Source organism: Kitasatospora sp. NPDC093806 (assembly GCF_040683335.1).
Classification (GTDB): domain Bacteria; phylum Actinomycetota; class Actinomycetes; order Streptomycetales; family Streptomycetaceae; genus Kitasatospora.
Genome location: NZ_JBFBDO010000010.1, coordinates 33,691 through 50,248 on the forward strand (window position 1 = coordinate 33,691; position 16,558 = coordinate 50,248).

Consider the following 16,558-nt stretch of genomic DNA (forward strand, 5'->3'; position numbering starts at 1 on the left):
GAGCGTTTTCCGGGGGCGGTCAGTCGCCGGTCAGTCGCCGGGGAAGAGGAGCGGGCGGCCGGCCAGGTTGAGGAGGACGCGGTCGCCCGGCGGGTGGGCGAACCGGAAGCGGGAGTCCCGGCCGGGTCCGTACGATCCGCAGTCGCCGGGCCGGCCCGTGGTGCGGCCGACCAGCACCACCACCGCGGCGGTCTCGTACACGGCGCCCGGCAGGGCCTCGGCGCAGTCGCGGGGGTGCAGCGTGCCGTGCAGGCCGCCGTCCCAGTCCCGCCAGACGTCGTGGACGTCGGTGTTGCCCGCGGGCAGGTCGTCGTAGTGGCCGGGCAGGTCGGCCGGCTCCTGCGAGGTCACCGCGGCGACCGCGTACGGCTCGTCCAGGCCGTCGAGCACGAACTCCCAGACCGGCACGGTCGCCCGGCCGCGGCTGGTCACCTGCGGGCGGGTCCCGAGCCGGACGGCGGTCACGGCGAGCCGGGTGTTGCAGGGCTCCCTGGTGCAGGCCTCGGGCTGCCGGGTGAGGTCCTCGGCGATGGTGTGGGGGTTGGTCAGCGGCAGGGTGAGGGTGGTCCCGTCCGGGAAGGCGACCGTGCCGGTGGTGGCGGCCGGGAACTCGGCCGGCAGGTCCACCCGGCCGCCGAGGAAGGCGGCGAACGCGCCGTCGTTCCGGGAGAACCCGGCCGGCAGCCAGCGCTCCCCGCCGTAGTGGGGGAAGTAGCCGGTGCGCCAGATCCGCTCGGCCGGGGAGCCGGGCCAGGCGGCGGCCACCTGGCGGGCCCGGTCCAGCGCCGGGCCGGTGGGGAAGTGGACGCCGGTGGAGCCGGCGAAGGCGTCGCCGGGTACGGCGAGGAGGGCGAGCAGCAGGGCGGCGGAGAGCGGTCGTCTCGTCGGCACATGGTGGGGGACGTCCGGTCGGCCGCCGGGGTTCCGCTCGGGGTCCGTCAACTGTTGCCGGATCCGGCCGAGTTGCGGCACGGGTGGGCGGCGGCGGGGGGTTGGGGATGTCCATGGCGACGGCGGGGGACTAGAGTGCGTTCCGGGGAGTTGCGGAGCGGCTACCGCGCGTATCCGGACGTGGGTCGTCCGGGTGGTTCCGGCCTGATGCCGGGCGGGCCCGTGAGGGGTCCGTGCAAGGGTCCGTCGAGGGCGTTCCGAGGGCTGTTGTTCGTCGGTCCCTGGTGGAAGACTGCGGCCGACGGCCGGGGGCTGCGTGAGGTGCGGAGGTTGAGGCGATGATCGGGGCTCAGGCGGGTGGCGGTGCCACGGTGCGGCGTCTGCTGCTGGGGTCGCAGCTGCGCCGGCTCCGGGAGGCCCGCGGGGTCAGCCGGGAGGAGGCCGGGTACTCGATCCGGGCCTCCGAGTCGAAGATCAGCCGGATGGAGCTCGGCCGGGTCGGCTTCAAGGAGCGCGACGTCGCCGACCTGCTGACGCTGTACGGGGTGGAGGCCGATCAGGAGCGGGCCTCGGTGCTCGGGCTGGTCCGCGCGGCCAACGCGACGTCCTGGTGGCAGGGGTACGGGGACGTGCTGCCCGGCTGGTTCCAGAACTACCTGGGCCTGGAGGAGGCCGCCGCCGAGATCCGCAGCTACGAGGTGCAGTTCGTGCACGGGCTGCTGCAGACCGCCGACTACGCGCGCGCCGTCATCAGCCACGGCGGGCACGTCACCGGGGCGGCCGAGGTCGAGCGGCGGGTGGAGGTGCGGCTCAAGCGCCAGGAGGTGCTGACCGCCGAGCGGGCGCCGCGGCTGTTCGCGGTCCTCGACGAGGCCGTGCTGCGCCGGCCCTGGGGCGGGCCGGAGCTGATGCGGGCGCAGATCGACCGGCTGCTGGAGCTCACCGAGCTGCCGCACGTGGTGCTCCAGGTGATGCCGCTCGGCTTCGGCGGGCTGCGCGCGGAGGGCGGCGCGTTCTCGGTGCTGGCCTTCGACGAGCAGGAGCTGCCGGACATCGTCTACCTGGAGCAGTTCACCACCGCGCTGTACCTGGACAAGCCGGCCGAGGTCGCGGAGTACGCGGGCGCGATGGACGGTCTGGCGGCGGACAGCCTGTCCCCCGAGCGGACACGAGAACTTCTTCGCTCCGTACGCCAAGAGCTGTAGCGGGTAAGTACGATGATGCCCGATCAGATCTGGTCGTGAACGACTTGCAGGCGTTCCCGATTCGGCAATGAGAGGGATCAGATGTCGTACCTTTCCGAGTTGGCGTCGCAGTACATCGACGGTGAGTGGCGCGACGGCAGCGGCTCCTGGGACATCGTCGACGTCGACCCCTACACCGGGGACAAGCTCGCCAGCATCACCGTCGCGACCGTCGACGAGGTCGACCAGGCCTACCGGGCCGCCGCGCGGGTGCAGAAGGAGTGGGCCGCCACCAACCCCTACACCCGGCGGCTGGTCTTCGAGCGCGCGGTGCGGATCCTGGAGGACCGCGAGGCGGAGATCTGCCGGGACATCATCGCCGAGGTCGGCGGCACCATGGGCAAGGCGCTGTTCGAGCTCTCGCTGACCAAGGACATGGTGCGCGAGGCGATGTCGCTGTCGCTGCGGTCCGAGGGGAAGCTGCTGCCCTCGCCGGTGGACGGCAAGGAGAACCGGGTCTACCGGCTGCCGGTCGGCGTCGTCGGGGTGGTCAGCCCGTTCAACTTCCCGCTGCTGCTGTCCATGAAGGCGGTCGCCCCCGCGCTGGCGCTCGGCAACGGCGTGGTGCTCAAGCCGCACGAGGCGACCCCGGTGGTCGGCGGCACCCTGCTCGCGAAGGTCTTCGAGGAGGCGGGCCTGCCGGCCGGCCTGCTGAACGTCGTGATCACCGACATCGCCGAGATCGGCGACGCGTTCATCGAGCACCCGATCCCGCGGGTGATCTCCTTCACCGGCTCCGACAAGGTCGGCCGGCACGTCGGGATGGTCGCCGCCGCGCACTTCAAGCGGGCCGTCCTGGAGCTCGGCGGCAACAGCGCGCTGATCGTGCTCGACGACGCCGACGTCGACTACGCCGTCGACGCCGCCGTGTTCAGCCGCTTCATCCACCAGGGCCAGGCCTGCATGGCGGCCAACCGGATCCTGGTCGACCGCACCGTGGTCGAGGAGTTCACCCGGAAGTTCGTCGCCAAGGTGGCCGCCCTGAAGGTCGGCGACCCGAAGGACCCGGCCACCCACATCGGCCCGCTGATCAACCCCGTCCAGGCCGGCGACCTGGACACCGCGGTCGACCAGGCGATCGCCGCCGGCGCCACCGCGCTGCTGCGCGGCACCACCGAGGGCAGCCTGATGGCGCCGGTCGTGCTCGGCGACGTGCCCGCCGACTCGCCGATCCTGCGGCGCGAGCTGTTCGGGCCGGTCGCGCTGGTGGTGGCCGTCGACGGCGAGGAGGAGGCGGTGCGGGTCGCCAACGACACGCCGTTCGGGCTCAGCGGCGCCGTGCACACGGCGGACGTCGAGCGCGGGGTGCGGGTCGCGCAGCGGATCGAGACCGGCATGATCCACGTCAACGACGGGACGGTCGCGGACGAGGCGATCGTGCCGTTCGGCGGGGAGAAGAACTCGGGCGTCGGCCGGCTGAACGGCGAGTCCACGCTGGACGCGTTCACCACGCTCAAGTGGATCTCGGTCCAGCACGGGCGCACCCGCTTCCCGATCTGAGCCGGGGCCCGCTCCTGTCCGCCCGGTCGTTCCGCCGCTGTGGACGGGACGGCCGGGTTCCACTTGCCGACCGGGGCTGCCCTATGCTGCGGGCTAGTTGATCGACGAATGATCGACCTACGACCGGAATCGACCGAGGGGGCACCCGGGATGACCGAGTTTCAGGAGACCGGCTTTCAGGAGATAGGCCGCGAATGGCTCGTCGTCGGCGACGAGGACGAGGTCCGGCCGCCCGCCGACCTGCGCCCCGAAGTCCCGCACCCGGCCCGGATGTACGACTACTACCTCGGCGGCAAGGACAACTTCCCCGCCGACCGCGCGGCCGCGGAGAAGGTCCTGGGGATCAGCCCGCTGGTCCGGATCAGCGCCGTCGCCAACCGGGCCTTCCTCGGCCGCGCGGTCCGCGGGCTCGCCGCCGACGGCATCCGGCACTTCGTCGACATCGGCACCGGCATCCCCAGCGCCGGCAACACCCACGAGATCGCCCAGCAGGTCCGCTCCGACGCGCGCGTGGTGTACCTGGACAACGACCCGATCGTGCTCGTCCACGGCCGCGCCCTGCTCGGCGGCGCCACCCCCGGCAGCACCTCCGTCGTCCAGGCCGACCTGCGCGACCCCGAGGCGATCCTGGCCCTCCCCGAGGTCCGGCAGGCGCTCGACTCCGGCGAGCCGGTCGCCCTGCTGCTGGTCGCCGTCCTGCACTTCATCGACGAGCAGGACGACCCGTACGGCATCGTGCGCACCCTGGTCGACGCCCTGCCGACCGGCAGCCGCCTCGTCCTGTCGCACGGCACCCTCGACTTCACCCCCGCCGCCGACGCCGGCCGCGGCCCCGCCGTCTACCGCAACGCCACCGCGCAGCTCACCATGCGCACCCGCGAGCAGGTGCTGCGCTTCTTCGACGGCCTGCACCTCGCCGACCCCGGCCTGGTCACCGCCCCCCTCTGGCGCCCCGACCAGCCCGCCCAGCCCACCGACGCCCAGGTCGGCATCTGGTCCGGCGTAGCCGAGAAGCGCTGACCGGGGGAACCTCGATCGCACCGTCACGATGGTCCCCCCGGAGAGCGCTCCGGCACCACGGTGAGCCGCGGACGAAGGTGTTCGGGGGCCGTCGGGTCTTCGGGTCAGGCGGCGCGGGTTTCGCGGCGGTAGGTGCCGGGGGGTTGGCCGAATTCGCGTTTGAAGGCCTTGGCGAAGGCGTATTCGGAGCCGTAGCCGGTGCGGGCGGCGACGGTGGTGAGGGGGGCCTCGGACTCGCGGAGGAGGCGGGCGGCGGTGGTCATCCGCCAGCGGGTCAGGTAGGCCATCGGGGGTTCCCCGACCAGGGTGGTGAAGCGGCGGGCGAAGGCGGCCCGGGAGAGGCCGGCCCGGGCGGCCAGGGATTCGACGGTCCAGGTCGAGGCCGGCGCCTCGTGGATCGCGGTGAGCGCCGGGGCGACCGCCGAGTCGCCGAGGGCCGCGGCCCAGCCGGCGGCGGTGGCGGGCGGCTGCTCCTCGAACCACGCCCGCAGGATGTAGAGGAGCAGCGAGTCGATCAGCGCCGGGACGATCCCGGTGGAGCCGAGCCGGGGGTTCTCCAGTTCGGCGCCGAGGAGTTGGACGGCCGCGCTCAGTTCGGGGTGGCGGCCGTGCCGGGTCTGCAGGTGGACGATCTCCGGCAGCTGGCGGACCAGCGGGTGCGGGCGGGCCTGGTCGAGGTGGTAGTTGCCGCACAGCAGGCTGGTGCGCGGCCCGTCCCCGCCGATGCTGACGGTGCCGATCGGCAGGCTCGGCCGGAACTGGTCCGGCCGTTCCGGGAGGGCCGGGGTGCCGGGCTGGTCGGCGAGGATGTGGCCGCGGCCGTCGCGGAGGAAGACCACGTCCCCCGGGCTGAGCGCGATCGGGGCGCCGCCCGCGCCCTCCAGCGGGACCAGCCAGCACGTCCCGTACAGCACCACGTGGAATCCGGCCCCGGCGACCGGGGGGAGCCGCAGGCCCCACGGGGCCCGGCCCTCGGTGCGGACGGAGGCGGGCTGCCCCGTCCGCATCGAGCTCAGTGCCTCGGTCAGGATGTCCATGCGTTCCCCCCTGGTCGGTGCTCGCCGTTCCTAGGCTACGGTCAGGACGATCTTGCCCTGGGTGCGGCCGGCGGCGATCAGCTCGTGGGCCTTGGCGGCCTCCTCCAGCGGGAAGGTGTCGGCGATGTGCGGACGGATCCGGCCCTCGTCGACCAGCCGGGCGATCGCCTCCAGCGAGGCGTAGTCCGGCTCCACCGAGACGCCCGCGAAGCGCCGCCCGGCGGCCTCGACCTCGGCGGCCAGCGCGGTGTTCCAGTGCTCCATGATCGAGACCAGCACGCCGCCCTCGCGCAGCACGGCCAGCGAGGCGGTGCCCTGCGAGGAGGAGTCGAAGACGACGTCGACCTCGCCGACGGCCTCCAGGTGGTCCTCGGCCCGGTAGTCGACCACCTCGTCGGCGCCCAGCTCGCGCAGGAACGCGTGCTTCGACTCGCTCGCCAGGGCGATCACGTGGGCGCCGCGGGCCTTGGCGATCTGGACGGCGAAGTGGCCGACGCCGCCCGCCGCGCGGTGGATCAGCACCCGCTGCCCCTCGGTGAGCCCGGCCGCGTCCACCAGGCCCTGCCAGGCGGTCAGCGCGGCCAGCGGGAGGGCGGCCGCCTGGACGTGGTCGAGGGTGGCGGGCTTGCGGGCGACCTGGCGGGACGGCACCGCGACGTACTCGGCGTAGCCGGTGGCGGCGCGCGGGAAGAACGGCATCCCGAACACCTCGTCGCCGGGCTTGAACCGGGCGCCCGGGCCGGCCGCCTCGACGACGCCGGAGATGTCCCAGCCGACCCCGAACGGCGGCTCGCCGAGCAGCGGGTACGCGCCGGAGCGGACCGCCACGTCGACCGGGTTGACGCCGCTGGCGTGGACCTTGACCAGGACCTCGCCGCCGAGCGGGGTGGGGCGGTCGGTCTCGACGACCTCCAGGACCTCGGGACCGCCGAAGGACTGCTGGACGACTGCGCGCATGGGACTGTTCCTCTTCGCTTGCGGGGACTCGCTGGTGACGTGATCAACACTAGGGAGGCCCGGCGCGCGGCTGAATATCCTGTTGTCTCGCGAAGATGTCCCAGCGTCTCGCCGTCCGATCGCCCGGGCCGGGCCCGGCCGGAGCGGACGGGCCGGGGGAGAGGACGGACGGGTGTCAGCCGGTGGCGAGCCCGCCGATCCGGGCCACCTCGCGCCCGTCGGCCCGGCAGTGCCACCCGGCCTCGCCGTCGGCCCGGTCGGCGGCCGGGACCAGCAGGTGGGTGTGCCCGGGGCAGGGCGGCCACTGGACGAACTCGTAACCGGCCAGGTGGTCCTGGACCTGGTCGGCCACGTACGCGGTGAGCGGTCCGGGCGGGAGGTACGGGTCGGTCTCGCGGGTGAACAGCCGGCCGCGGGCGCTGCCGAGCCCCAGCAGGAACCCGCTGTAGTACTCCTCGGAGAGCTCCCAGCGGACGCCGTCCGGCAGCCGGGTGCCGGACGGGAGGTGCCGCAGGTCCCGTCCGACGAGGGCGCAGGGGACGCGGAACTCGGCCGGCACGTCGTCCGGGGGCAGGGCGTCCAGGGGCCAGGTGGCGATGGTCCGCATACGGTCAGGCTAACGGGGCGCCGGGTGGCCGAACAGCCCCGGGAGGCCCCGGAAAAGGGGACAGCCCCGGGGTGCGGGCCCCGGGGCTGTCTGCTCGGTGGGAGGAGCGGCGCGGGTCAGAAGACCGGCTGGCCGGCCCGGACCAGGCGCCACGACTCGGTGTAGAAGTCGGCGGGGTCGATGACGCCCTTCTCCTTCACCCAGCCGATCATCGCGTTGCGGATCTCGTCCGAGTTGGCCCACACCTTCTGCGCGGCCGCGACGTGCGGGAAGTTGCCGCCGCCGTTGGCCCGGTAGTTGTTGACCGCCAGGACGAACTGGGCCTTCGGGTCGATCGGCTTGCCGTCGAAGCTGAGGTTGACGATCCGCGAGCCGGCCGGCTGGGCGATGTCGATGTCGTACGAGACGCCGTAGATGGCGTCGTAGTTGTAGTCCGGGGTGTTCTGCGCGTTGGTCAGGGTGGCCTTGTCGATCGGCGCGCCCGGGGCGACCTGGTTGTAGTACTTCGCCGAGTACTCCAGGTAGTCCTTGATCTGGGCGCCCGTCAGGATGCGGGCCTCCAGGGTGTTCTCGTAGATGTACAGCCCGGCCGCGTCGCGCAGCTTGACCTGGCCGGACGGGATCTTCGCGGAGCGGTTGAACGGCGCGGCCTGGGCGAGCACCGGCAGCTTGGCGTGCTGGCCGCCGGCCAGCGCGGCGCGGACCACGTCGGCCTGGACCCGGCCGATCAGGTCGATGATCGGGGTGTCCTTGAACGGCGCCTCGGCGATCGACAGCTCGATCTTGGCGGTGCCGATGACCTGGTTGACGTAGGCGACGACCTTCTTGTGCTGGTCGGTCATCAGGTTGACGATCTCCGGGTCCTCCGGGACTGTGTTGGAGTTCAGCACCCGGGCGGCCAGCGAGACGACCTTCCAGGCGCCCTGCTCGAACTCGACCTCGAAGTCGAAGCAGGTCAGCCGCTGGCCCCAGCAGAGCGGCTCGGAGAGCACGACGGTCTTGCCGGTCTCCTTGTTGACGACCAGGCGCTGCGGGATCTCCTTGTGCGCGTGGCCGACCAGCACCGCGTCCACACCGGGCACCTGCTCGGCGACCGCGACCGAGGCGTTCTCCGGCCAGGGCAGCTGGTCGCCGTAGGAGGTGGCCTCGTCCATGCCGGAGTGGCAGGCGACCACGACGACGTCCGCGCCGGCGGCCTTGACCTTGGGCACCCAGATCTTGGCGGTCTCGACGATGCCCGGGAAGGTCATCTTGCCGGCCACGTTGGCCTTGTCCCAGATCGCGATGCCCGGGTTGGTCAGGCCGAGGATGCCGACCTTGAGGGCCGGGCCGTTGCCCAGCTTGAGCTTGCGGATGACGTACGGCGGGAAGGCCGGCTTGTCGGTGCGGGCGTTCAGCGCGTTGGCGCCGAGCAGCGGGAAGTCGAGCTGCTCCTCGTAGGCGCGCAGGGTGTCGATGCCGTAGTTGAACTCGTGGTTGCCGAGCGCGGCGGCGGTGTACTCCATGGTGTTCATGGCGAGCGCCATCGGGTGCTCGGGCGCGGTGTCGGCCTCGGTGGCGATCGGCTCGACCCGGGCGAAGTAGTAGGTGAGCTGGGTGCCCTGGATGGTGTCACCGGCGTCGATGAGCAGGCAGCGGTCCCAGCCCTTCTCCTCGCGGACCTGCTTGGCCAGCGTGGAGATCTTGGCGAGGCCGACCTCGTTGTGCGCCTTGTCGGCGTAGACGGCGTCGGTGAAGTAGTCCCAGTTGAGCACCCGGCCGTGCAGGTCGGTGGTGCCCATCACGGTGAAGGCCTGGCGCTTGGTCCGGCCCTTGGCGCGGGCCTCGTCCGGTCCGGCCGCCGCGGCGGGGGAGGCGGCGGCGAAGGTGGCGCCGCCGGCCAGGGCGGCACCGGCGGCGGTGACGGCGGACCGGGTGACGAAGTCACGGCGGTTCAGGGACATGGACGACTCTCCCGGGTGGGGACTGCGAGGACGGACCGTCAACGGTGGCCGACGATCGCCGACGGTGGCGGCGCACAGGCTCGGTGACGCGCGTAGAGGTACGCGCGTAGAAGTGTGCCGTGCGGCTGCCTCGATGGATAGCCCCCGGAGCTTTCCGGCAGGTGAGATCTTGGCGACTCGTTCGTGACACGGACGGGCGGGTGCGGTAGTCGCGCACCCGCCCGCCCGTCTCCGGACCACCGCCGTCCTAGATGTAGCCCTCGCGGACCGCGTGGGCCACCGCGTGCGCCCGGTTGCGCAGCTGCAGACGGGTGGTCAGCCCGTGCAGGACGTTCTTGACCGTCCGTTCGGAGTACGACAGCCGGGCCGCGATCTCCCCGGTGTCCCAGCCCTCGGCGACCAGCCGCAGCACGTCCGACTCACGCTCCGACAGACCCGTCGGCGCCTGGCCCGGCATCCCCTGGACGGACCGCTGCAGCCGGCCCACCTGGGCGATCAGCCGCCCCTGGAGGTCCGCCGGGAGGTCCCCGTCGCCCCGGGCCGCGGCCAGCACCGCCCGGCCCAGCCGCTCCGGCGTCGCCTCCCGGCGCCACAGGATCGCCGCGACGCCGCACTCGACGGCCTCCAGCAGCTCGGTCTCGCGCAGCCGCTCGACCACCAACACCACCCGCTGGCCGGCGCCGCGCACCAGCCGGCGCAGCGCCGCCGTGGCGGCGGCGTCCGCGGACTCGGCGACCAGCACGGTGACCGTGCCCGGCGCGGCCGCACCCGCCGGGTCTACCACCGCGACCCCCGGGAAGCGGCGCAGCTGGGCCTCCGCACCGGCCCGGGAGAGCGGATCGGCGGCTTGGACGGCGACCGGCACCGTCGCGTTGCGGGCCGCGGCCGCGGTGGCGGCCGCCCGGGTGGTCACGGCCGCGCCGCGGACGGTCGGGCCGCCGGCCGGCTGGGGGTGGACGGCCGGGCCGGTGCCGGCGGGGGCGGCGGCGGTGCCGGCGGTGGCCGCGTGCTGGTGCGCGGTGACCGTACGGGCCGGCACCGGGCGCTGGGTCGGCACCGTGTGCGAAGGCGGCACGGCCCGGGAGGCCGGCACCGTGCGGGACGGCGGCACCGTGCGCGAGGGCGCGGCGGTGCGGACGGTCGGCGCGGTGTGCGAGGGCGCGGTGTGCGCGGCCGGTGCCGGGTGGACGGCCGGTGCCGTGCGGGCGCTCGGCGCGGTGCGGGTGGTCGGCGTGGTGTGCAGGACAGTCAAATTCTGGCCCCCTCCTGGAGAAGCCGGTCCGGCCCCCGGCGGACGCCGGACGTCAGGGCGTCGCGTACCGGCCGGGACGGCGGACCGTTCGACGGCGATCCGGGAGCGCTGCCCGTGCCCCGGAACAACCCCCATGCTTCCCGCCCGGGCAGCCTCCCGGCCATCGTGGTCCACCACGAGATCGGGCCCGCCGGGCAACACCACGAGGACGGTCGGGGCAACGCAACCGGGTGCCCAAGTGGTCAGAGGTACGGAAGGGCCGTCCCACCGGGCCGATCGGCACCACCGGCACCACCGTCCAGAACCGGACCCGCCGGTAGTGCGTGAATAGGACGTCAAGCCGATTTCCCGGTAGAACGGCGGACACTGCCCGTTCGGACACCCGACGGGAGTCCCCGGAACGGGCAGCGGGGAGAGAAGGGAACACGGATGAGCACCGTCACGGCCACCTGCCTCGCGGAGCGCGGACCGGTGGAGTACGACCTCGCCGAAGCGGAGACCGGGCACGACGCCGCGGGGCGCGAGCTCGTGCAGCGCGGACCGGAGCTGCGCCGGATCGCCGACCGGGCCGACGCCGCCCGCACCGGCACCGGCGGAGTCCTGCTGCTCACCGGCGCCACCGGCACCGGCCGCACCGCCCTCCTCGCCGAGGCCGCCCGGCGCGCCGCCGCCGACGGCACCACCGTCCTGCGCGCCCGCTGCTCCGCCGACGAGGCCGCCACCCCGTACGCCGCCGCCCGCCAGCTCTTCGACACCGGCCCGGCCCCCGCCGGCCCGTTCGCCCCCGCCGGCCGGTTCGACCGCACCGGTCCGTTCGACCGCACCGGGGACGGACCCGCCCCGGACGGCGGCGCCGACCCCGGCACCGCCGAGGCCACCCTCTGGTCACTGCTCCGCCTGCACGCCGCCCACCACCCGCTGCTGCTCGCCGTCGACGACGTCCACCTCGCCGACGAACCCTCCCGCCGCTGGCTGCGCCAGGTCGCCCGGCGGATCGACCGGCTGCCCGTCCTGCTGCTCGCCACCGAACGCCGGCAGGCCGCCCTGGACACCGCGCCCGAGCGCTTCGGCCGCGACCTGCCCGCCGAGCTCGTCACCACCCTGCGACTCGCCCCGCTCGACGCCCCCGCCGCCGTCCGGCTGGCCGAACGCCACCTCGGCCCCGGCACGCCCCCCGCCCTCGCCGCCGACTGCGCCCGCGCCGGCGGCGGCAACCCGCTGCTGCTGACCGCCCTCCTCGCCGACCTCGCCGCGCTCCCGGGCGGCCCGCCGGAGCGGCTCCCCGACCGCTGTACCGCCCTGCCCGGCAGCGCCTTCGCCGAAGCCGTCGACCGCTGGCTGCACGGCGCCGGCGAGCAGGCCGTCACCGCCGCCCGGGTCCTCGCCCGGATGCGCGAACTCCCCGCCACCGGCCGCGATCCCGTCGCCCCCGACGCCCCCCGGCTCGACGCCGTACCCCTGCTCGCCGACCTCGCCGCCGCCGACCCCGGCCGGCTCACCGACTGGCTCGCCGACCTCACCGCCCACGGCCACCTCGACGCCCCCGGCCCCGCCGGGTGGCCGCACTTCGCCCACCCGCTGCTCGCCGACGCCGTCCTGGCCGGCCACGCCCCCGGCCACCGCGCCGCCGTCCACCACGCCGCCGCCGAACACCTCCACCGCACCGGCGCCCCCGACGAACACGTCGCCGGCCACCTCCTGCTCACCCCCGCCCCCACCCCGCACTGGGCCGCCGACACCCTGCGCCGCGCCGCCCGCCAGGCCGCCGACGCCGACCGCCCCGCCGACGCCGCCGCCCTGCTCCGCCGGGTCCTCGCCGAACCCCTCAGCGACCGCCAGCGCGGCCGGCTGCTCACCGAGCTGGGCAGCCTCGAAGTCACCCTCGGCGCCGCCGAACGCACCGTCGGCCTGCGCCACCTCGCCGAGGCCGTCCACCTCCAGCAGAGCGACGAGGGCGTCTTCCGCGCCGCCGGCACCCTCGGCGCCGTCCTCGCCACCCGGGGCGACACCGCCGCCGCCCTGGAACTCATGGACGAGCTCGCCCACCGCTTCGCCGACCAGGAGGACCTCCTCCACGCCGTCCAGGCCGCGACCGCCCAGATCGCCGCCCACGACGGGCACAGCTGGCTCCAGGTCGTCGAGGGCGTCCAGCGCCTCGCCGTCCGCACCCCGCACCGCCTCGCCCCGCCGGCGTGCGCGCTGCTCACCGAGTTCGACGCGACCAGCGGCCTGCTCTCCGCCACCGAGGTCGTCGAACGCGTCCGCGAGCTCGACGCCGCGCCCGTCGACCCGCTCTGCCGCTCCTACCTGCTGGTCTCCCTCGCCACCCTCACCCAGTGGGCGGACCACCTCGACCGGGCCGACGAGCTCGTCGCCCGCGGCCTCGCCGCCTACCGGGGCGGTCCGCTCGACCCCGGCTACCAGTGCCTGCTCAGCGTCCGCGCCGAGAGCATGATCATGCGCGGGGAGTACCAGGCGCTGCTCGACGACTACGCGCTCACCGGGCCCGGGCCCGCGGTGGCGGCCGGGTCCGGGTCCGGTTCCGTGCTGCTCCAGGCCACCCCGTGGGGCCCGCCCGGGCTGCCCCGGCTGCGCGCCTGGGGCGCCCCCGGCCTCCCCGGGACGCCCGTCGGGGGCGTGGGCGGGGGCCCCGCCGGTGACGCCGCGGGCTCCCGGGAGACCACCGAGGACGCCGTCCCCGGCCACTACGCCGAACTCCTCGGCCAGCAGAACGCCCACCTCGTCGCCCAGGCCGTCCTCGCGCTGGTCGAGACCGGCCGGCTCTGGCAGGCCCACGGCCTCGCCCGCGCCGTCGCCGCCGACCGCGCCCAGGGCTCCTGGGAGTGGAACGAGTACCTCTACGCCCGCGGCCAGCTCCGCCTCGCCTCCGGCGAACCCGCCGAAGCCCTCGCCGACTTCCTCGAATGCGGCCGCCGCCAGGGCGAACGGCAGGTCCGCAGCCCGATCGTCACCCCCTGGCGCTCCGCCGCCGCCGAATGCCACCTCCAGCTCGGCGAACCCGGCCCCGCCGTCGCCCTCGCCGAGGAGGAGCTCCGGCTGGCCCGGGTCTGGGGCACCCCGCGCACCGTCGGCCGCGCCCTGCGCGCCCTCGCCGCCGCGACCGGCGGCCGGCACGGGCTCGACCTCGCGACCGACGCGGTCCAGCAGCTGCGCGCCGCCGAGATCGACACCGAACTCATCCCCGCCCTCATCACCCACGGCCGGCTGCTCGCCGAGGGCGGCCGGCGCGGCGCCGCCCGGCGCGCACTGCGCGAGGCCGCCGGACGCGCCGAACGCCTCGGCGCCGTCCGGCAGCGCGCGATCGCCCTGGAGGCGCTGCGCGCCTCGGGCGCCCGGATCGGCCGCGGCGACCACGCCGGGGCGGAGGCGCTCACCGACAGCGAGCTGCGGATCTGCCGGCTCGCCGCGACCGGGCACTCCAACGCGGAGATCGCCGCGATGCTGCACCTCGCGGTGCGGACGGTGGAGACGCACCTGACGAACAGCTTCCGCAAGCTCGGGATCCGGCGGCGGTTGGAGCTGGTCGGGGCGCTGGAGGGGTGAGGCGCGGGGTGTAGGTGGTGGGGGCGCACCCGAACGGGGGCGTCCGAGCGTTCGGGCTGCGGCGCCGGTTGGCGTTCGCGGGGAAGTGGGATGAAGCGCGGGAACGGGCGTGGCGGGCCGCTGGAGGCGTGAGCCACGAGTGCCGGAAGCGCCCCGGCGGTGCGGCTCGCGGTGCGGACGGTCGGCGCCCGTGAGGGGGGACCGTGGGCACCGCGAGCCGGGTCAGGCCGGGACCAGGGACGCCATCTCGTCCACCGCGCGGGCCAGTTCGGCCACCGGGTCGGCCCCGGCGGGCGTCCACGGCTGCCAGGTCCGGGCCCGCAGGTAGCCGTCCACCGCCAGCGGCAGCCGGCGGACGACGATCGGCTCGGTGGTCGGCCCCGGGCCGGCGGTGCGCAGCCGGGCCAGCAGCCCGGGCACGTTCGCCGCGGCCGGCAGCGACGCCGAGCCGACGAACGCCGCCAGCTCCTCCAGCTGCGCCCAGACGGGCGGCGGAGCGGGGGCGGCCGCGGCCTCCCGTTCGGCCTCCCGTTCGGCTTCTCGCTCGGCCTCCCGCTCGACTGCCGCGAGCAGGCCGGAGAGCTCCAGGGAGACCGACGAGGACTCGCCCGCCGTCGGCCCGGGCGCTGCCGTCGGCCCGGCCGGACCGGGCGTCCCACCCCCGCCGCCCCCGGCGCCGCCCCCCGTGCGGACCTTCCGGGTGGGCCACAGCAGCGCCACCGCCCCGTACAACCCGGCCACGACGCCCGGCCACAGGGCCCCGCCGTAGCCGGCGAAGTGCAGCCCCAGGCCGCCCGCGCCGGCCGTGCAGGCCGCGATGTTGCGGGCGGACCCCAGGTACCGCAGGATCCGCCCGCTCTCCTCGCCGCCACCGTTACTGGTAGCCACGGATCTCCTCGAACGCCCCGTCCAGCGAGCCCGTCCCGTCGAACAGCTTGCCGCCGGTCAGCTCGGCGATCCCCTGCAACTGGCCCTTCGCCGCGTCACCGAACAGGATCGGGAACACCGGCACCGCCTTCTGCGTCGCGGGCAGCCCGCCGTAGAACGACCGGAAGTCCTTGTCCGTCGCCCCCTCGTTGCTCTCCCCGTCCGTCATCAGCACGATCGAGGTGAACCGGTCGTCCCGCGCCGCCGCCTGCTGGCGCTCGATCACCCGGTACGCCTCCTGCAGCGAGGAGTACACCGCCGTCCCGCCGTCCGCCGACAGCGCCTGCACGTCCCCGTTGATCGCCGCCAGCTCCTGCTGCGCGCCCGCGCCCGACGGCACCGCGTGCGTCTTGGTCGACTTCACCTTCGAGGCGAAGGAGATCAGCGTGACCTCCTCGCGGTCGCGGAACCGGCGCACCCCCCGGGTGTCGTCCGCCCCGGTCAGCCGGCCCATCGCCGACTTCAGCGAGGCCAGCCGCTGCCCGGACATCGAGCCCGAGGTGTCCAGCACGTACACCGTCCGGGAGGGGCGGCGCAGCTCGTTCTGGTAGGAGGCCAGCAGTCCGTCCGCGACCGCCCGGGTGCCCGGGAACGGCAGCTCGTGCCGGCGGTCCGTCGGCAGACCGGCCGCCGGGGTGGCCCCCGGGGTGACCGGGCGGCGCAGCGTCAGCTCCGAGATCCGCTTCTGCACGTCCTCCTTCAGCAGGTAGGAGGTGAGCTTCTGGAACGACTCCCGCTCCCGCTGCTGCGCCGAACCCAGCAGCGTCAGCGGGTAGTTGGCCGAGATCACGCCGTCGACCGGGCGGACCACGGTGAGCTGCTGGTCGGCCGGCAGCGTCTTGTTCATCGACAGCAGCACCGACTCGTAGTTCACCAGCGCCCCCACCGAGCCCTGCTCGGCCCGGGTGTACGCCTGGGCCAGCCAGCCGGAGGAGCCGGAGGTGAGCTTCTGGCCGGTGAAGAACTGCTTGAGCTGCGGCGTCGCCTTCTGCACGTCGGCCTCGGTCAGCGCCGAGCCCGCCCCGGAGAACGCCGAGGCGACCGCGACCAGCGCCGAGAAGCCGGAGTTGGAGCGGGACGGGTCCGCCATGCCGTAGGCGAGCTTGCCGGACGCCGCGGCCTCCGCCAGGTTCCCCCAGGTCACCTTGGAACCATCGCCCCAGGAAAGGTCGTTGAGCACCGCGGAGCGGATGCCGAAGGCGACCGGCGTGACCATGATCGGCGTCTCCGAGAGGAGCTTCGACTTGGTCCCGTCGTCCAGGTGCAGGTACTGGTTGGACGGGAACCAGACAGCGTCGTACCGGCCGTCCGTCTTGCCCGCCGAGACGGCGTCGGCGCCGTCCAGCGAACCCGTCCAGGCGAACTGCACGGTCACCCCGGTGGCCTTCTGGGCCTCCTCCAGCACCGGTGCCATGTCCTGGAGTTCACTGCCCGCGAGGACCCTCAGCACGCCCGCCTGCGCGGTCGTCGCCGGCGCTTCGCTCGCCTTCGGGGCGGGCGAGGACTCGCACGCCGTCACCGTCGCCACCAGCAGCGCCAGCCCCGCGGCCAGGCCGCGCACACCGCTCTTCACCCGCACGCCTTTCGAGACCTTCGAGGTCGTCCTGTCCGTCATC

General features: G+C 74.7%; 12 protein-coding genes. 4 read left to right on the forward strand and 8 right to left on the reverse strand.

Annotation, left to right across the window (positions count from 1 at the left end; all coding sequences use genetic code 11):
• Nucleotides 1-30 precede the first annotated feature (30 nt).
• Nucleotides 31-942 carry a hypothetical protein gene (locus tag AB0N76_RS08660; protein WP_363554615.1) on the reverse strand — a complete coding sequence of 304 codons (912 nt, stop codon included), beginning with the start codon at nt 940-942 and terminating at the stop codon, nt 31-33.
• Nucleotides 943-1,229: 287 nt separating this feature from the next.
• Here AB0N76_RS08660 and AB0N76_RS08665 point away from each other — a divergent pair, with 287 nt between their 5' ends.
• The 3 genes from AB0N76_RS08665 (at nt 1,230) to AB0N76_RS08675 (ending at nt 4,655) form a co-directional block, all read left to right on the forward strand.
• Nucleotides 1,230-2,096 (forward strand): helix-turn-helix transcriptional regulator, encoded by an 867-nt coding sequence (locus AB0N76_RS08665; RefSeq protein ID WP_363554617.1) that lies wholly within the window; start codon nt 1,230-1,232, stop codon nt 2,094-2,096.
• An 81-nt stretch (nt 2,097-2,177) separates the two neighbouring features.
• On the forward strand, nt 2,178-3,635 hold the full coding sequence (locus AB0N76_RS08670; protein WP_363554619.1) for an aldehyde dehydrogenase family protein: 1,458 nt from the start codon (nt 2,178-2,180) through the stop codon (nt 3,633-3,635).
• Nucleotides 3,636-3,785: 150 nt separating this feature from the next.
• Complete coding sequence (locus AB0N76_RS08675) at nt 3,786-4,655, forward strand: SAM-dependent methyltransferase (RefSeq protein ID WP_363554621.1); 870 nt, start codon at nt 3,786-3,788, stop codon at nt 4,653-4,655.
• A gap of 104 nt (nt 4,656-4,759) precedes the next feature.
• On the opposite strand, the gene AB0N76_RS08680 is transcribed toward AB0N76_RS08675, so the two are convergent.
• The 5 genes from AB0N76_RS08680 to AB0N76_RS08700 form a co-directional block, all read right to left on the reverse strand.
• The gene (locus AB0N76_RS08680; protein ID WP_363554623.1) at nt 4,760-5,692 is read right to left on the reverse strand and encodes an AraC family transcriptional regulator; all 933 of its coding nucleotides are present in this window, start codon (nt 5,690-5,692) and stop codon (nt 4,760-4,762) included.
• Between the two features lie 30 nt (nt 5,693-5,722).
• Complete coding sequence (locus AB0N76_RS08685) at nt 5,723-6,649, reverse strand: NADP-dependent oxidoreductase (protein WP_363554625.1); 927 nt, start codon at nt 6,647-6,649, stop codon at nt 5,723-5,725.
• A gap of 175 nt (nt 6,650-6,824) precedes the next feature.
• Nucleotides 6,825-7,256 (reverse strand): hypothetical protein, encoded by a 432-nt coding sequence (locus tag AB0N76_RS08690; RefSeq protein ID WP_363554627.1) that lies wholly within the window; start codon nt 7,254-7,256, stop codon nt 6,825-6,827.
• Between the two features lie 116 nt (nt 7,257-7,372).
• Nucleotides 7,373-9,199 (reverse strand): 5'-nucleotidase C-terminal domain-containing protein, encoded by a 1,827-nt coding sequence (locus tag AB0N76_RS08695; RefSeq protein ID WP_363554629.1) that lies wholly within the window; start codon nt 9,197-9,199, stop codon nt 7,373-7,375.
• Nucleotides 9,200-9,446: 247 nt separating this feature from the next.
• Nucleotides 9,447-10,112, reverse strand: a complete 666-nt coding sequence (locus tag AB0N76_RS08700; RefSeq protein ID WP_363554760.1) for a response regulator transcription factor — start codon at nt 10,110-10,112, stop codon at nt 9,447-9,449.
• A gap of 768 nt (nt 10,113-10,880) precedes the next feature.
• Here AB0N76_RS08700 and AB0N76_RS08705 point away from each other — a divergent pair.
• Nucleotides 10,881-14,015: an AAA family ATPase gene (locus AB0N76_RS08705; protein WP_363554631.1), complete on the forward strand. Its 3,135-nt coding sequence runs from the start codon at nt 10,881-10,883 to the stop codon at nt 14,013-14,015.
• Between the two features lie 222 nt (nt 14,016-14,237).
• Here the strand turns inward: AB0N76_RS08705 and AB0N76_RS08710 are convergent, their stop codons facing one another.
• Entirely contained in the window at nt 14,238-14,903 is a 666-nt protein-coding gene (locus AB0N76_RS08710; protein ID WP_363554633.1) for a hypothetical protein, read from the reverse strand.
• Nucleotides 14,890-16,557, reverse strand: a complete 1,668-nt coding sequence (locus AB0N76_RS08715) for an extracellular solute-binding protein (protein WP_363554635.1) — start codon at nt 16,555-16,557, stop codon at nt 14,890-14,892. The genes AB0N76_RS08710 and AB0N76_RS08715 overlap by 14 nt, the downstream gene beginning before the upstream one ends.
• Nucleotide 16,558 lies beyond the last annotated feature (1 nt).